Origin of the sequence: Pseudomonas sp. Root569, assembly GCF_001427465.1 — a bacterium.
GTDB classification, from domain to species: domain Bacteria; phylum Pseudomonadota; class Gammaproteobacteria; order Pseudomonadales; family Pseudomonadaceae; genus Aquipseudomonas; species Aquipseudomonas synxantha.
This window is the reverse complement of record NZ_LMGQ01000016.1, coordinates 19,797-35,703: the sequence shown is the minus strand read 5'-3', so window position 1 is coordinate 35,703 and position 15,907 is coordinate 19,797. Positions and strand designations below refer to the sequence as shown.

Here is a 15,907-nt window from a genome sequence, read left to right as displayed (position 1 = left end):
ACACCTGTCCCTGAAATACAAAACGCCCGATGCGGTGCATCGGGCGGTTTGAGACTGAAACAGGTGTAAACCTATTTCAGGACTAGACAGCTTATTTTGCGCCGGGCACAGGCGTAATCAGCGTGCGGCCTCTTTGACCGACTCCGGCGCAGACATATCGGTCGGGGTATAGACCATCACTTGCAGCACCGCGGAATGAAACTCTCGGTAATAGAGCACCAGCACCACCCCGCCGCTCAACAACATGAACAGCCAAGGACTGACAAACCAGGCCAGCATGGTCATGCCGAAATAATAAGAACGCAGCCCAAGGTTGAATTGGTTGGCCGCCATGGAAATCACCCGCGCCGCCCGGGACGCGAACGCTTTGCGCTCCTGTTCCGAGACTTGTCGCTCACCGATCATCGGCGCCGAACCCACCAGCACCGCCGCAAAGTTGTACTGGCGCATGCACCAGCTGAAGGTAAAAAAAGCGTAGACAAATACCAGTGCCAGGCATAGCAATTTGATCTCCGACATCCCACGGGACGCCTGCTGCACCATGGGAATGTCCGCCAGCAACGACACCGCCCGTTCGGAAGCGCCGAGCACAGTGAGAATACCGGCGAGAATGATCAAGGTGCTGGAAGCAAAGAACGAGGCATTGCGTTCCAGGTTGCCGATCACGCTAGCGTCGGCGATGCGGTTATCGCGCAATAGCATGCGGCGCATCCAGTCTTCGCGGTACAGATGCAGCACGCTGGCCAGACACGCGGTGTCACGGGCTTTCCAGGTGGCGTAACGGGAATAGCCGCCCCAGCAGATAACAAACCAGATTGCGGCGAGCAGGTGGGCTTGGTTGGTTTCAACGAACGACATGCAGGTCCTATTACATGAGAGGGTGTGGCGAACGCGGTAAACTTTGAGAGAGGGCAAACCCTCCTTCCACTCTTACCGGGTTACAACTTTAGAAATATGTAACCTCATACGCATAAAAAATGCCCCGTATCGATTGATACGGGGCATTTCAATACAGCCTCAAACAATCTGTTATGCGATGGCTTCGCTACGCTTGCCGAGCAGGCGGTCGACCACCACCGCCACGACCAGGGTCATCACTGATGGCACCAGCCAGGCCAGGCCTTGCTCACTCAGCGGCAGGTGGGTCAATTGCGCTGGCATCCAATCCGCCAGGCCCGCCCCCTTGAGAGCGTCGATGCAGCCAAAGATAAACGACACCAGCATTACCGGCCCGACAATACGCCCTTGCTCCTGCCAGAAATCCTTACAGAAGCTCAGCGCCACCAGCACGATGCACGGTGGGTAGATGGCGGTGAGTACCGGAATGGAGAAGGCGATCAGCTTGGTCAGGCCCAGGTTGGACACGAACAACGAGAACACTGCCAGGATCACTACCAGGGTTTTGTAGGACAGCGGCAGGATCTTGCTGAAGTACTCGGCGCAGGCGCAGGTCAGGCCCACGGCGGTGACCAGGCACGCCAGGGAGATCAATACAGCGAGGAAGCCGCTGCCCAGGGAGCCAAACGTATGTTGCACATAGGCGTGCAGTACCGCGGCGCCGTTGCTGGCGCCAGCAGCCACGGCATGACTGCCCGAGCCCAGGCGAAACAGGCTGACGTACACCAGCGCCAGGCCCACGCCGGCAATCAGCCCGGCAATGATCGCGTAGCGGGTGATCAGCTTGGGCGACTCGACACCCCGGGAGCGGATCGCGTTGACGATCACGATGCCAAACACCAGGGCGCCCAGGGTATCCATGGTCAGGTAGCCATTGATAAACCCTTGGGAGAACGGCGCGGCGACGTATTCCGTAGTGGCAACCCCTACTTCGCCGGCAGGCAAGGCAAACGCGGCGATACCGAGGATGGCCAGCGCAATGATCTTCAGCGGTGCGAGGAAACGACCTACGGTGTCCAGCAACCGGCCTGGATACAGCGAGACGAAGAACACCACCAGGAAATACACCGAGCTGTAGAGGAACAGCGCCAACGGACTTTCACCGGTCAACGGCGCAAGACCCACTTCAAATGACACCGTCGCCGTGCGCGGGGTCGCGAACAGTGGCCCTACCGCCAGGTACGCCGCCGCCGCCAGCAGGCCACCAGCGATCTTGCCGATCGGGCTGCTCAGCGCATCCATGCCACCACCGACCTTGGCCAGGGCGATCACGGTGACCACCGGCAAACCGACCGCGGTGATCAAGAAGCCCAGCGCCGCCATCCAGACATGGGGCCCGGACTGCAAGCCAACGATGGGCGGGAAGATGATGTTGCCGGCGCCCACGAACAGGGCAAAGGTCATAAAGCCCAACGCCAGGATATCCTGGCTTTTCAACACTTTCATTTGAGGAAATACCACACTACTGAATCGGAATTTAGAGAGGGCTTCCCTATGGATGAGGGAAATGCTGCCGGCCCTGATGAGGGCTGACCGTACTAGCGCGCAGCTTCCTTTTGGGATGCGGACGCATAAAGAGGCGGTTAGGGTACAGAATTAGACTGACAAACGCACTGTTGCGGGGCGCACTGTCCGATAAGCGACATTCAAATGTCGCGTTTTCATACTTAATTTAGCAATATAGGTTTTTCGTAGGAGCGAGCTTGCTCGCGAAAAACTCACAGGCGCCGCGTTCATTCAGGAAGTACGCGTTATCGTCGACGTTTTTCGCGAGCAAGCTCGCTCCTACAGAAGGGCCATATCCCAGACCCAGAATGCACAAAGGCCACCCGAAGGTGGCCTTTGTGTGGTGAAGCGTCAGCTAAGCGCGAGGCTTACTTGACAGCCCAACCGGTCAGCTCGGCCAGGGCCTTGCCGATGTCTGCCAGCGAACGCACGGTTTTAACACCTGCGTCTTGCAGAGCAGCGAATTTCTCGTCTGCAGTGCCTTTGCCGCCAGAGATGATTGCGCCAGCATGGCCCATGCGCTTGCCCGCAGGGGCAGTCACACCAGCGATGTAGGAAACAACCGGCTTGGTCACGTGTGCCTTGATGTAGGCAGCCGCTTCTTCTTCAGCCGAACCGCCGATCTCACCGATCATCACGATCGCTTCGGTCTTCGGGTCTTCCTGGAACAGCTTCAGGATGTCGATGAAGTTCGAGCCCGGGATCGGGTCACCGCCGATGCCGACGCAAGTCGACTGACCGAAACCGGCGTCAGTGGTCTGCTTCACAGCTTCGTAGGTCAGGGTGCCGGAACGGGAAACGATACCGACTTTACCTGGCAAGTGAATGTGACCGGGCATGATGCCGATCTTGCATTCGCCTGGGGTGATCACACCTGGGCAGTTAGGGCCGATCAGGACTACGCCCAGCTCGTCGCACTTAACTTTAGCGTCCAGCATATCCAGGGTAGGAATGCCTTCGGTGATGCACACGATCAGCTTGATGCCGCCGAATGCCGCTTCCAGGATCGAGTCCTTGCAGAAAGGAGCTGGAACGTAGATCACGCTGGCGGTGGCGCCAGTGGCTTCTACCGCTTCTTTCACGGTGTTGAACACTGGCAGGCCCAGGTGCTCGGTACCGCCTTTGCCCGGCGTTACACCGCCAACCATCTGAGTGCCGTACTCGATGGCTTGCTGGGTGTGGAAACTACCTTGCGAACCGGTAATACCCTGGCAGATAACTTTGGTGTCTTTATTGATCAGGACGCTCATTACTTGCCCTCCGCAGCTTTGACAACTTGTTGAGCAGCGTCGGTCAGGCTGGTAGCCGCGATGATGTTCAAACCGCTTTCTGCCAGTACTTTAGCGCCCAGTTCAGCGTTGTTACCTTCAAGGCGCACAACAACCGGGATTTTGACGCCGACTTCTTTCACTGCACCGATGATGCCTTCGGCAATCATGTCGCAACGAACGATGCCGCCGAAGATGTTGACCAGTACTGCAGCGACGTTGGAGTCGGACAGGATGATCTTGAACGCTTCGGTAACGCGCTCTTTGGTAGCGCCACCACCTACGTCGAGGAAGTTGGCTGGCTTGCCGCCATGCAGGTTGACGATGTCCATGGTACCCATGGCCAGGCCAGCACCGTTGACCATGCAACCGATGTTACCTTCCAGGGCTACGTAGTTCAGTTCGAACTTGGCAGCGTCCGCTTCACGCTTGTCGTCTTGCGACGGGTCGTGGAAGGTCTTCAGCTTAGGCTGACGGTACATGGCGTTGGCGTCGATGTTGATCTTGGCGTCGAGGCAGTGCAGATCGCCGTCAGCCTTGATCACCAGTGGGTTCACTTCCAGCAGGGCCAGATCGTGATCCTGGAACAGTTTGGCCAGACCTACGAAGATCTTGGCGAACTGGGCAACTTGCTTGCCTTCCAGGCCCAGCTGGAAAGCCAGTTCACGACCCTGGAATGGCTGAGCGCCAACCAGTGGATCGATAGTAGCCTTCAGAATTTTTTCTGGGGACTCTTCGGCAATCTTCTCGATGTCCACGCCACCTTCGGTGGAGGCCATGAATACGATGCGACGGCTCGAACGGTCAACGACAGCGCCCAGGTACAGCTCTTTAGCGATATCAGTGCACGATTCAACCAGGATCTTGGAAACTGGCTGGCCATTGGCATCAGTCTGGTAAGTTACCAGACGTTGATTCAGCCACTTCTGTGCGAAGGCCTTGGCTTCTTCTCGGCTCTTAACCAGCTTGACTCCACCCGCTTTACCGCGACCACCGGCGTGGACCTGGGCTTTGACAACCCACTCGCTGCCGCCGATTTTGTCGCAAGCTTCTGCTGCTGCTTCCGGGGTGTCTACTGCGTAGCCCTTGGAAACTGGCAGGCCGTATTCAGCGAACAGCTGCTTACCCTGATACTCGTGAAGATTCATGCTTTTTACCGTCTTCGTTAGGTACTGCGCATTCGGCGCTGCGCTCATTATGAGTGCCGCGCCACCTGTGACTGCTGCTTGCGCAACCTGCGGGGCTCAAGGCCCGTAAAGCTGCGCAAGGCTGCGTCCAGCGGATATTCCGCGGTGAGACTTGCGCGCAAGGCTCACGACGGGCAACTCCGCCGTGGTTTCTTATTATCTCGCTTAGCGCTTCTTCTTGTTGGCGATATGGATGGCGCCGCCATTCACTGCCAACGCGGCTTCATGCAGCGCTTCGGACAAGGTCGGATGGGAGAAGACCATCATGCCGATGTCCTCGGCACTGGTACCGAATTCCATGCCGATCGCGCCCTGCTGAACCAGTTCTGCAGCGCTTGGGCCAATCACGTGGACGCCCAATACGCGGTCAGTCTTGGCATCAGCGATGACCTTGACAAAACCACCGGTGTCGTTGGCTGCCATGGCACGGCCAGAAGCAGCGAACGGGAAGGTGCCGACGTTAACTTCAACACCTTCGTTTTTCAACTGCTGTTCGTTCTTGCCGACCCATGCAATTTCCGGGTGGGTGTAGATAACCGATGGGATCAGGTCGTAGTTCATCTGGGTCTTGTGGCCCTTGATGCGCTCGACAACCATGATGCCTTCTTCGGAAGCCTTGTGCGCCAGCATCATGCCGCGAACCACGTCACCGATGGCGTAAACACCTGGAACAGCGGTAGAGCAATGATCATCGACATGGATGAAACCACGCTCGTCGATCTCTACACCGCTGTCGGAAGCCAGCAGGTCGTTGGTCACCGGACGGCGGCCAACAGCCACGATCAGCTTGTCGAAGGTGATGGTTTGCTCGCCATCCTTGTCGGTGTAGGTCACCACGACTTCTTCGCCGTTGACCTTGGAGCCGGTCACGCGAGCGCCGAGCTTGATGTCCAGGCCTTGCTTGGTCAGGGTTTTCAGCGCTTCTTTGGACACGGCAGTGTCGGCAGCCAGCAGGAACGTGTCCAGGGCTTCCAGCACGGTGACCTTGGAGCCCAGGCGGGACCAGACCGAACCCAGCTCCAGGCCGATCACGCCGGCGCCGATCACGCCCAGACGCGCAGGCACGGCCTGGAATTCCAGGGCGCCGGTCGAATCAACGATTACGTTTTGGTCAACCGGAGCCGGTGGAATGTCGATTGGGCGCGAGCCTGGGGCCAGGATCACGTTTTCGGCTTCGATGACTTCAACCGAACCGTCCGGCTTGGTGACTTCGACTTTCTTGCCGGCCAGCAGCTTGCCGTGGCCCTGGATGGAAGTCACACCGTTGGCCTTGAACAAGGTAGCAACGCCGGAAGTCAGGCCTTTAACAATGTTGGCTTTACGGCCGACCATGGCAGGAACATCCATGCGCAGGGTCTCACGGCTGATCCCTTGGATACCGTGAATGGCCAGGCCGTCTTGGGCTTCGTGGAATTTCCAGGAGCTGTCCAGCAGCGCCTTGGAAGGAATGCAGCCAACGTTCAGGCAGGTACCGCCCAGCGCCAGCTTGCCTTCCTTGTCGGTGTATTTTTCGATGCAGGCAGTCGAGAGGCCCAGTTGCGCGGCCTTGATGGCGGCAACATAGCCGCCAGGGCCTGCACCAATCACTACAACGTCAAATTTCTGTGTCATGAAAATAGATCCTCTATTTGCGACAAGCTTTTAGCCACAAGCCGCAAGCCAAGCTGCTTTTTCCTACAGCTTGTAGCTCGCAACTTGCGGCTGCTTCTATCAGATGTCCAGGAGCAGGCGAGCCGGGTCTTCCAGCAGGTTCTTGATGGTCACCAGGAACGTCACGGCTTCTTTACCGTCGATCAGGCGGTGATCGTAAGACAGTGCCAGGTACATCATTGGGCGGATCACGACCTGGCCATTGATGGCCATCGGACGCTGGATGATGTTGTGCATGCCCAGGATCGCGGCTTGCGGTGGGTTGACGATCGGCGTCGACATCATCGAACCGAAGGTACCACCGTTGGTGATGGTGAAGGTACCACCGGTCATCTCGTCGATGGTCAGCTTGCCGTCACGGGCTTTCTTGCCGAAGCCGGCGATGCCGCCTTCGATTTCAGCCAGGCTCATCAGCTCGGCGTTACGCAGTACCGGAACCACCAGGCCACGGTCGCTGGACACGGCAACGCCGATGTCTGCATAGCCGTGGTAGACGATGTCGCTGCCGTCGATGGAGGCGTTGACTGCCGGGAAGCGCTTCAGCGCTTCGGTGGCCGCTTTGACGAAGAACGACATGAAGCCCAGGCGCACGCCGTTGTGGGACTTCTCGAACAGATCCTTGTACTTCGAACGCAGGGCCATGACTTCGGTCATGTCGACTTCGTTGAAGGTGGTCAGCATCGCCATGTTCGACTGGGCTTCAACCAGACGCTTGGCGACGGTGGCACGTACACGGGTCATCGGTACACGCTTCTCGGTGCGATCGCCGGCAGCGAATACCGGAGCAGCGGCAGCCGGAGCAGCAGCCTTGGCAGGTGCGGCAGCCGGGGCGTTTTTCTTGGCTTCAACGGCAGCAACCACGTCTTCCTTGGTCACGCGGCCGTCTTTGCCGGTGCCCTTGATGGAAGCCAGGTTGATGCCGTTTTCATCAGCCAGTTGACGTGCAGCCGGTGCAGCGATTGGGTCTTCGCCAGCGGCAGCCGGTGCGGCAGCAGGCGCCGAAGCGGCAGGCGCAGCAGCCGGAGCAGCAGCGGCCGGCGCGGCGGCAGCGCCACCCTCTTCGATCGAGCCCAGCAGTTGGTTGGACAGTACGGTGTCGCCCTCATTGGCACCATCAGCGATTGCGCCCAGCACGCCGTCAGCTTCAGCCAACACTTCGAGTACGACTTTGTCAGTCTCGATGTCAACGATCAGCTCGTCACGCTTGACGGCGTCGCCTGGTTTCTTGTGCCAGGTGGCAACGGTGCCATCGGCAACCGATTCCGGGAATGACGGGGCTTTGATTTCGATAGCCATTATCTGTAGGTCCTTAAAATTCGGTTTCAGTCAGCGCGAAGGCGTTAAACAGTGAAAGCATCTTGCAGCAGTTTTTCCTGCTGCTCGGCGTGCATCGACGCATAACCACAGGCAGGTGCAGCAGAAGCATCACGACCGGCGTACTCCAGGCCCAGGGCCTTGTTGTGGTTGCCGATGCTGCGACGCAGATGATGCTGGCTGCTGTACCAGGCGCCCTGGTTCATCGGTTCTTCCTGACACCACACCACATTGGTGAGGTTGGTGTAAGGCGCGATGATCTCCATGAGGTCATCTTCCGGGAACGGGTAGAGCTGCTCGATACGCACGATAGCGATGTCTTCGCGGCCTTCGGCACGGCGTTTTTCCAGCAGATCGTAGTAGACCTTGCCGCTGCACAGGATCAGGCGAGTGACCTTGGCGGCGTCCAGTGTGTCGATCTCTGGAATCACGGTCTGGAACGAACCTTCGGCCAGGTCTTCCAGGGTCGAGACGGCCAGTTTGTGGCGCAACAGCGATTTCGGCGTGAGTACGACCAGCGGCTTGCGCAGCGGGCGGATCACCTGGCGACGCAGCAAGTGGTAGATCTGCGCCGGGGTGGTCGGCACGCACACCTGGATGTTGTGCTCGGCACACAGCTGCAGGTAACGCTCCAGACGGGCCGAGGAGTGCTCAGGGCCCTGACCTTCATAACCGTGTGGCAGCAGCATGGTCAGACCGCACAGGCGACCCCACTTGTGCTCGCCGCTGGTGATGAACTGGTCGATCACCACCTGGGCACCGTTGGCGAAGTCGCCGAACTGGGCTTCCCAGATCACCAACGCGTTCGGCGTGGTGGTCGAGTAGCCGTATTCGAACGCCAGTACGGCTTCTTCGGACAGGAACGAATCGTACAGGTCGAAACGTGGCTGGCCTTCGTACAGGTGTTGCAACGGAATGTAGGTGGAAGCGTCTTTCTGATTGTGCAGAACCGCGTGACGGTGCGAGAACGTACCACGGCCGATGTCCTGGCCGGTCATGCGGATCGGGTGACCTTCGAACGCCAGGGTCGCGTACGCCATGGTTTCAGCGTAACCCCAGTTGATCGGCAGGCCGCCGGCTTGCATCTTCTGACGGTCTTCGTAGATCTTCGCCACCTGGCGCTGAACGACGAAACCTTCGGGAATTTCCAGCAGCTTGGCGGACAGTTCCTGCAAGGTCTTCAAGTCGAAGGAGGTATCGTGACGCGCAGTCCAGGTGTGGCCCAGGTACGGACGCCAGTCAACGAACAGCTCTTTGTTTGGCTCCTTGACCAGGCTTTTTACTACATGCAGGCCATTGTCCAGGGCGTTGCGGTATTCGTCGACTTTGGCCTGGACACGCTCATCATCCACCACGCCGGCCTTGGTCAGGCTTTCGGCGTACAGCTCACGAGTGGTGCGCTGCTTGGTGATCTGCTGATACATCAATGGCTGAGTGCCGCTTGGCTCGTCCGCTTCGTTGTGACCGCGACGGCGGTAGCAAACCAGGTCGATCACCACATCACGCTTGAACTGCATGCGGTAGTCGACAGCCAGTTGGGTCACGAACAGCACGGCTTCCGGGTCATCCCCATTCACGTGCAGGATCGGCGCCTGGATCATCTTGGCAACGTCGGTGGCGTACTCAGTGGAGCGCGCATCCAGCGGGTTGCTGATGGTAAAGCCGACCTGGTTGTTAATGACGATATGAACGGTACCACCGGTCTTGAAGCCGCGAGTCTGCGACATCTGGAACGTTTCCAGGACCACGCCTTGACCGGCGAATGCCGCGTCACCGTGGATGGAAATCGGCAGGACTTTCTCACCGGTGGCGTCGTTACGACGATCCTGGCGAGCACGCACCGAACCCTCGACCACTGGCGAAACGATTTCCAGGTGGGAGGGGTTGAACGCCATGGCCAGGTGAACTTCACCGCCGGTGGTCATCACGTTGGACGAGAAGCCCTGGTGGTACTTAACGTCACCGGAACCCAGCTCGACCTTCTTCTTGCCTTCGAACTCGTCGAACAGCTCACGCGGGTTCTTGCCGAAGGTGTTGACCAACACGTTCAAGCGACCACGGTGAGCCATGCCGATCACGACTTCCTTGGTACCGTAGGAACCGGAACGCTGGATCAGTTCGTCGAGCATCGGAATCAGGCTTTCGCCGCCTTCCAGGCCAAAACGCTTGGTGCCTGGGTATTTGGTGCCCAGGTATTTCTCCAGGCCTTCAGCTGCGGTCACGCGCTCCAGCAAGTGGCTGCGCACATCGGCGGACAATACCGGGCGGCCACGCACGCCTTCCAGGCGGTGCTGGAACCAGTGGCGCTGCTCGGAATCGGTGATGTGCGTAAATTCAGCGCCGATGGTGCGGCAATATGTCTGCTGCAACGCTTCGTGAATTTCGCGTAGGCTCGCTTCCTCTTTGCCGATGAACAGGTCGCCGGCACGGAAGGTCGTATCAAGATCGGCATTGGTCAAGCCGTAATGATTGATCGACAGGTCTGCAGGTGCAGGACGCTGCCACAGCCCCAGCGGGTCAAGCTGGGCTGCCTGGTGGCCACGCATACGGTAGGCCTGGATCAGTCGCAGTACTTCAACTTGCTTCTTCTCATGCTCGCTGCTCACGCTGCCGGCGGAAACCGGCTGGGCGCGGCGCTGGTTCTTTGCCAGCAGCACGAACTGATCGCGAATTGTTGCGTGCGATACATCGGTGGCAGCGTTGCCGTCTGAAGACAACGTCTGAAATTTGGTGCGCCATTCTTCTGGCACAGCGTTAGGGTCGTGCAGGTAGAGCTCATAAAGCTCTTCCACATAGGCAGCGTTACCACCTGAAAGATAGCCGCTGTTCCACATGCGCTGCATCACGCTTTCTTGCATGCTTGGTCACCCTCGATTTGGGGACACCACCGGCGAAAACACCGAGTCTGCTTGCAAAAGGCCAAGTGCAGCGACCAAAACAAGCCACTTAGGATCACGCTGATAGTTCGGGTACCAACCCGAATGCCCCTGCTTGTCTCATTTCTTCAAAATAAGAGCCGCGGCTTTGTAAGTCGCTGCTCAAGTTAAAACTACGGCGCCGGTTGAAGCCTGCGCCGCAGCATTTACGGGCACAACGGTCCTGCTATTACTACAACGTCAGTTACACGCCGCTCTGCAGCAGCATGTTACGGATGTGACCAATGGCCTTAGTCGGGTTCAGGCCTTTGGGACATACGTTGACGCAGTTCATGATCCCGCGGCAGCGGAATACGCTGAACGGGTCATCCAGCGAAGCCAGGCGCTCGGACGTCTTGGTATCACGGCTGTCTGCCAGGAAGCGGTACGCTTGCAGCAGGGCAGCAGGGCCCAGGAACTTGTCCGGGTTCCACCAGAAGGATGGGCACGAAGTCGAGCAGCAAGCACACAGGATGCACTCGTACAAGCCATCGAGCTTTTCACGCTCTTCCGGGGACTGCAGACGCTCGATGGCCGGAGCCGGCGTGTCGTTCTGCAGGAACGGCTTAACTTTCTCGTATTGCTTGTAGAAGATGCTCATATCGACGACCAGGTCACGGATAACCGGCAAACCTGGCAGAGGACGAACGATCAGCTTGTTACCCTTGACAACAGCAGACAGCGGCGTAATGCACGCCAGACCGTTCTTGCCGTTGATGTTCATGCCGTCGGAGCCGCAGACACCTTCACGGCAAGAGCGACGATAGGAGAAACCCTCGTCCTGCTCCTTGATCAGGGCCAGCACGTCCAGCACCATCAGGTCTTTACCACCGGTATCGACCGAGAATTCCTGCATGAACGGCGCGGCGTCCTGATCAGGGTTGTAGCGATAAACACTGACTTTCAACATGGCAGCCACCCTTAGTAAGTCCGAATCTTCGGTTCAAACGTCGGAACCGTCTTCGGCGAGAAGTTCACGGCACGCTTGGTCACGCGCTTGTCACCCGGGAAGTACAGGGTGTGGCACAACCAGTTTTCGTCATCGCGATCTTCAAAGTCTTCACGGGCGTGGGCACCACGGGATTCTTTACGAACCTCGGCGGCGATCGCCGTCGCTTCAGCCACTTCCAGCAGGTTTTGCAGCTCAAGGGCTTCGATACGAGCAGTGTTGAACGCCTGGCTCTTATCGTTGATCTTGACGTTGGCGATACGCTTGCGCAGATCGGCCAGCTGGGCAATGCCCTTCTGCATGTATTCGCCGGTACGGAACACACCGAAGTAGTTCTGCATGCAGTTTTGCAGTTCGCGACGCAGGGTTGCCACGTCTTCGCCATCAGTGCGCTCGTTCAGAGCGTTGAGGCGCGCCAGGGCAGCTTCGATGTTGGCGTCGGTGGCGTCATCGTATTCGATGCCGTCGGTCAGCGCCTTCTCCAGGTGCAGGCCGGCAGCTCGGCCGAATACCACCAGGTCGAGCAGCGAGTTGCCGCCCAGGCGGTTGGCACCGTGGACCGATACGCAGGCCACTTCGCCTACCGCGAACAGACCATGAATGATCTCGTCCTGGCCATCGGCGTTCTGGGTGATCGCCTGGCCATGAATGTTGGTCGGCACGCCGCCCATCATGTAGTGGCAAGTCGGAACAACCGGCACCGGAGCAACCACCGGGTCAACGTGGGCAAAGGTCTTGGACAGCTCGCAGATACCTGGCAGGCGGCTGTGCAGCACTTCCTCACCGAGGTGATCGAGCTTGAGCAGTACGTGGTCGCCATTCGGGCCACAGCCGTTGCCGGCGATGATCTCTTTAACCATCGAACGGGCTACTACGTCACGACCAGCAAGGTCTTTGGCGTTCGGAGCATAACGCTCCATGAAACGCTCGCCATGCTTGTTGATCAGGTAGCCACCTTCACCACGGCAACCTTCGGTCACCAGTACACCGGCGCCGGCGATACCGGTCGGGTGGAACTGCCACATTTCGATGTCTTGTACCGGTACGCCAGCGCGCAGTGCCATGCCGACGCCGTCACCGGTGTTGATCAGGGCATTGGTGGTCGAAGCGTAGATACGGCCTGCACCACCGGTGGCCAGAACAGTAGCCTTGGCACGGATGTAGGTGGTTTCACCGGTTTCGATGCAGATAGCGATCACACCAACGAACTCGCCTTGCGCGTTCTTGACCAGGTCAACCGCGTAGTACTCGTTCAGGAACGTGGTGCCGGCTTTCAGGTTGCCCTGATAAAGGGTGTGCAGCAGCGCGTGACCGGTACGGTCGGACGCGGCGCAGGTACGGGCAGCCTGGCCACCTTTACCGTAGTCCTTCGACTGACCGCCGAATGGACGCTGGTAGATACGACCTTGCTCGGTACGGGAGAACGGCAGGCCCATATGGTCCAGCTCGAACACCGCGGCCGGGCCCTCCTGACACATGTATTCGATAGCGTCCTGGTCACCGATGTAGTCGGAACCCTTGACGGTATCGTACATGTGCCAGCGCCAGTCATCGTTCGGGTCGGCGGACGCGATGGCGCAGGTGATACCACCCTGGGCCGATACGGTGTGGGAACGCGTCGGGAACACCTTGGTGATCACGGCAGTCTTGTGACCACCCTGGGCCAGCTGCAGCGCAGCGCGCATGCCAGCACCGCCGCCACCAATGATGATGGCGTCGAATGAAATAGTTGGAATGTTAGCCATGAATCAGATACCCCAAAGAATCTGCACACCCCAGACGAAGTAAGCGAACATCGCGACGCCGCATACTGCCTGGAAGAGGAAACGTACTGCAGTCGCGGACTTGCCCAGCGCCATCGGCGTCAGGTAGTCAGTCGCGATGGTCCACATGCCAACCCAGGCGTGAGCGCCCAGGGCTACAAGGGCCAGCAGACTGAAGATTCGCATCGCATTATGGGAAAACAGGCCATGCCATTGCTCATAGCCAATACCCGGGTTTGCGACGAGGTATCCGATCAGGAAAATGAAATAAGCCGCGAGAACGACCGCAGACACACGCTGTGCCATCCAGTCATAGAGGCCCGAACGCGAAAGATTCGTAACGCTGGTTACCATATCCAAACTCCTGCCAGAACGATCAGCACCACGGAAATGGCGATGATGATTTTCGAGCCCAGGCGGCCGCCTTCCAGCGTCTCACCGATGCCCATGTCCATGATCAAGTGGCGCACACCGGCTACCAGGTGATACAGGAGAGAGGACAAGAGGCCCCATGCTACGAACTTGGCCAGCGGGCTGGTCAAGCATGCCTTCACCTCGGCGTATCCTTCCTCGGAACCCAGGGATTTGCTCAATGCATAAAGCATGATGCCCAAGCCCAGGAACAGGATGATGCCGGAAACACGGTGCAGGAACGACGTAACGCCGGTGATGGGGAGTTTGATGGTCCTTAGGTCTAGGTTTACAGGTCGTTGGCTATTCACGGCTTTTTTTCACACTGAAGAGCCCCTAACAATCAGGGCAAAGTTGTTGGGGAGTGCGACTGGTCAGGTAAGCACCACCCAGGGAGTGCGACCCCCAATGAAAGCAAGCCCAAAAGCCCTTGGCGGTCGGTGGCCGAGTATAGACAGTTAGGTTACTAATGACAACGCGCACACCTCACCCTAATAGCTGATTGCGCTGACGGGATAAAAGGCGTAAACGGCAGTCAATTTCGACGAAAAAGTACGGTTAAAGCCTTCTGGCGCAAGACTTTAGGCAAATTGACATCTGGATTTATATCAATATAGTGGTGCGGGCCCTGCGTGGGGGGTCTGTCTGATGATTTGAAGCATAAATAGGAGGCCACATGGCTGACAAAAAAGCGCAGTTGATCATCGAGGGCGCAGCCCCCGTCGAGCTGCCCATTTTAACCGGCACCGTTGGTCCCGATGTTATCGACGTACGGGGCCTGACGGCCACGGGCCGTTTTACTTTCGACCCAGGCTTCATGTCGACCGCGTCCTGCGAGTCGAAGATCACCTATATCGATGGTGACAATGGCATTCTGCTTCATCGCGGTTACCCGATCGAGCAACTGGCTGAACAATCGGACTACCTGGAAACCTGCTACCTGCTGCTAAATGGCGAATTGCCAACAGCCGAGCAGAAAGCCCAGTTCGTCAGCACTGTGAAGAACCACACCATGGTTCACGAGCAATTGAAGACCTTCTTCAACGGCTTTCGTCGCGACGCCCACCCGATGGCCGTCATGTGCGGCGTGGTCGGCGCCCTGTCGGCCTTCTATCACGACTCCCTGGACATCAATAACCCGCAGCATCGCGAAATTTCCGCGATCCGCCTGGTTGCCAAGATGCCGACCCTGGCCGCGATGGTCTACAAGTACTCCATGGGCCAGCCCATGATGTACCCGCGCAACGACCTGACGTACGCGGAAAACTTCCTGCACATGATGTTCAACACCCCGTGCGAGATCAAACCGATCAGCCCGGTGCTTGCCAAGGCCATGGACCGGATCTTCATCCTCCATGCCGACCACGAGCAGAACGCCTCCACCTCCACCGTGCGCCTGGCCGGCTCTTCGGGTGCCAACCCGTTCGCCTGTATCGCCGCCGGTATCGCTGCACTGTGGGGCCCTGCCCACGGCGGTGCGAACGAAGCCGTGTTGACCATGCTCGATGAAATCGGCGATGTGTCGAACATCGACACCTTCATCGCCAAGGCCAAGGACAAGAACGATCCGTTCAAGTTGATGGGCTTCGGTCACCGGGTCTACAAGAACCGCGACCCACGTGCCACGGTGATGAAGCAGACCTGCGACGAAGTGTTGAAGGAGTTGGGCATCAAGAACGATCCGCAACTCGAACTGGCCATGCGCCTGGAAGAGATCGCCCTGACCGACCCGTACTTCATCGAACGCTCGCTGTACCCGAACGTCGACTTCTACTCGGGGATCATCCTCAAGGCTATCGGCATTCCAACCAGCATGTTCACCGTGATCTTCGCCCTGGCGCGGACCGTGGGCTGGATCTCCCACTGGAAGGAAATGCTCTCCAGCCCGTACAAGATTGGCCGCCCGCGCCAGTTGTACACCGGCTACGAGTCGCGTGACATTACCAAGCTGGAAGATCGCAAGTAAGCACTTAGCGGCTTGCTTGTAATGAGAACGGCCTCCCTTAGCGGAGGCCGTTTTTGTTTGTGGTGCCTGGTGTACCGCCAT

General features: G+C 58.3%; 12 protein-coding genes. 1 reads left to right on the top strand and 11 read right to left on the bottom strand.

What is annotated here, in order from left to right:
- Positions 1–117: 117 nt before the first annotated feature.
- From ASD70_RS15135 to sdhC, 11 genes are all read right to left on the bottom strand, one after another.
- Entirely contained in the window at positions 118–858 is a 741-nt protein-coding gene (locus ASD70_RS15135) for a DUF599 domain-containing protein (protein ID WP_056846836.1), read from the bottom strand.
- Positions 859–1,029: 171 nt separating this feature from the next.
- Positions 1,030–2,343, bottom strand: coding sequence for a branched-chain amino acid transport system II carrier protein (brnQ, locus tag ASD70_RS15130; protein WP_046069088.1), 1,314 nt, complete (start codon positions 2,341–2,343; stop codon positions 1,030–1,032).
- 428 nt (positions 2,344–2,771) lie between these two features.
- A complete protein-coding gene (sucD, locus tag ASD70_RS15125) occupies positions 2,772–3,653 on the bottom strand; it encodes a succinate--CoA ligase subunit alpha (RefSeq protein WP_003190013.1) in 882 nt (293 codons plus the stop codon).
- A complete protein-coding gene (gene sucC / locus ASD70_RS15120) occupies positions 3,653–4,819 on the bottom strand; it encodes an ADP-forming succinate--CoA ligase subunit beta (protein WP_056846835.1) in 1,167 nt (388 codons plus the stop codon). Before sucC ends, sucD begins: the two co-directional genes overlap by 1 nt.
- Before the next feature lie 204 nt (positions 4,820–5,023).
- Complete coding sequence (gene lpdA / locus ASD70_RS15115; RefSeq protein ID WP_043051007.1) at positions 5,024–6,469, bottom strand: dihydrolipoyl dehydrogenase; 1,446 nt, start codon at positions 6,467–6,469, stop codon at positions 5,024–5,026.
- 99 nt (positions 6,470–6,568) lie between these two features.
- Positions 6,569–7,804 carry a 2-oxoglutarate dehydrogenase complex dihydrolipoyllysine-residue succinyltransferase gene (gene odhB / locus ASD70_RS15110; RefSeq protein ID WP_046069089.1) on the bottom strand — a complete coding sequence of 412 codons (1,236 nt, stop codon included), beginning with the start codon at positions 7,802–7,804 and terminating at the stop codon, positions 6,569–6,571.
- A gap of 44 nt (positions 7,805–7,848) precedes the next feature.
- Positions 7,849–10,680 carry a 2-oxoglutarate dehydrogenase E1 component gene (locus ASD70_RS15105; protein ID WP_043051005.1) on the bottom strand — a complete coding sequence of 944 codons (2,832 nt, stop codon included), beginning with the start codon at positions 10,678–10,680 and terminating at the stop codon, positions 7,849–7,851.
- A 262-nt stretch (positions 10,681–10,942) separates the two neighbouring features.
- Complete coding sequence (locus tag ASD70_RS15100; RefSeq protein WP_034118919.1) at positions 10,943–11,647, bottom strand: succinate dehydrogenase iron-sulfur subunit; 705 nt, start codon at positions 11,645–11,647, stop codon at positions 10,943–10,945.
- Positions 11,648–11,658: 11 nt separating this feature from the next.
- The gene (gene sdhA, locus ASD70_RS15095) at positions 11,659–13,431 is read right to left on the bottom strand and encodes a succinate dehydrogenase flavoprotein subunit (protein WP_003190007.1); all 1,773 of its coding nucleotides are present in this window, start codon (positions 13,429–13,431) and stop codon (positions 11,659–11,661) included.
- Between the two features lie 3 nt (positions 13,432–13,434).
- Positions 13,435–13,803 carry a succinate dehydrogenase, hydrophobic membrane anchor protein gene (gene sdhD, locus ASD70_RS15090; protein WP_003172805.1) on the bottom strand — a complete coding sequence of 123 codons (369 nt, stop codon included), beginning with the start codon at positions 13,801–13,803 and terminating at the stop codon, positions 13,435–13,437.
- Positions 13,797–14,171 carry a succinate dehydrogenase, cytochrome b556 subunit gene (sdhC, locus tag ASD70_RS15085; protein ID WP_003190005.1) on the bottom strand — a complete coding sequence of 125 codons (375 nt, stop codon included), beginning with the start codon at positions 14,169–14,171 and terminating at the stop codon, positions 13,797–13,799. The genes sdhD and sdhC overlap by 7 nt, the downstream gene beginning before the upstream one ends.
- Before the next feature lie 365 nt (positions 14,172–14,536).
- Between sdhC and gltA the strand changes: the two genes are divergently transcribed.
- A complete protein-coding gene (gene gltA, locus ASD70_RS15080; protein ID WP_003233249.1) occupies positions 14,537–15,826 on the top strand; it encodes a citrate synthase in 1,290 nt (429 codons plus the stop codon).
- Positions 15,827–15,907 lie beyond the last annotated feature (81 nt).

Coding starts and splice junctions, on each gene's coding strand:
- ASD70_RS15135 (WP_056846836.1), bottom strand. CDS start 858: ATGTCGTTCGTTGAAACCAACCAAGCCCACCTGCTCGCCGCAATCTGG.
- sucC (WP_056846835.1), bottom strand. CDS start 4,819: ATGAATCTTCACGAGTATCAGGGTAAGCAGCTGTTCGCTGAATACGGC.
- gltA (WP_003233249.1), top strand. CDS start 14,537: ATGGCTGACAAAAAAGCGCAGTTGATCATCGAGGGCGCAGCCCCCGTC.
- sdhD (WP_003172805.1), bottom strand. CDS start 13,803: ATGGTAACCAGCGTTACGAATCTTTCGCGTTCGGGCCTCTATGACTGG.
- brnQ (WP_046069088.1), bottom strand. CDS start 2,343: ATGAAAGTGTTGAAAAGCCAGGATATCCTGGCGTTGGGCTTTATGACC.
- sucD (WP_003190013.1), bottom strand. CDS start 3,653: ATGAGCGTCCTGATCAATAAAGACACCAAAGTTATCTGCCAGGGTATT.
- odhB (WP_046069089.1), bottom strand. CDS start 7,804: ATGGCTATCGAAATCAAAGCCCCGTCATTCCCGGAATCGGTTGCCGAT.
- ASD70_RS15100 (WP_034118919.1), bottom strand. CDS start 11,647: ATGTTGAAAGTCAGTGTTTATCGCTACAACCCTGATCAGGACGCCGCG.
- sdhA (WP_003190007.1), bottom strand. CDS start 13,431: ATGGCTAACATTCCAACTATTTCATTCGACGCCATCATCATTGGTGGC.
- lpdA (WP_043051007.1), bottom strand. CDS start 6,469: ATGACACAGAAATTTGACGTTGTAGTGATTGGTGCAGGCCCTGGCGGC.
- ASD70_RS15105 (WP_043051005.1), bottom strand. CDS start 10,680: ATGCAAGAAAGCGTGATGCAGCGCATGTGGAACAGCGGCTATCTTTCA.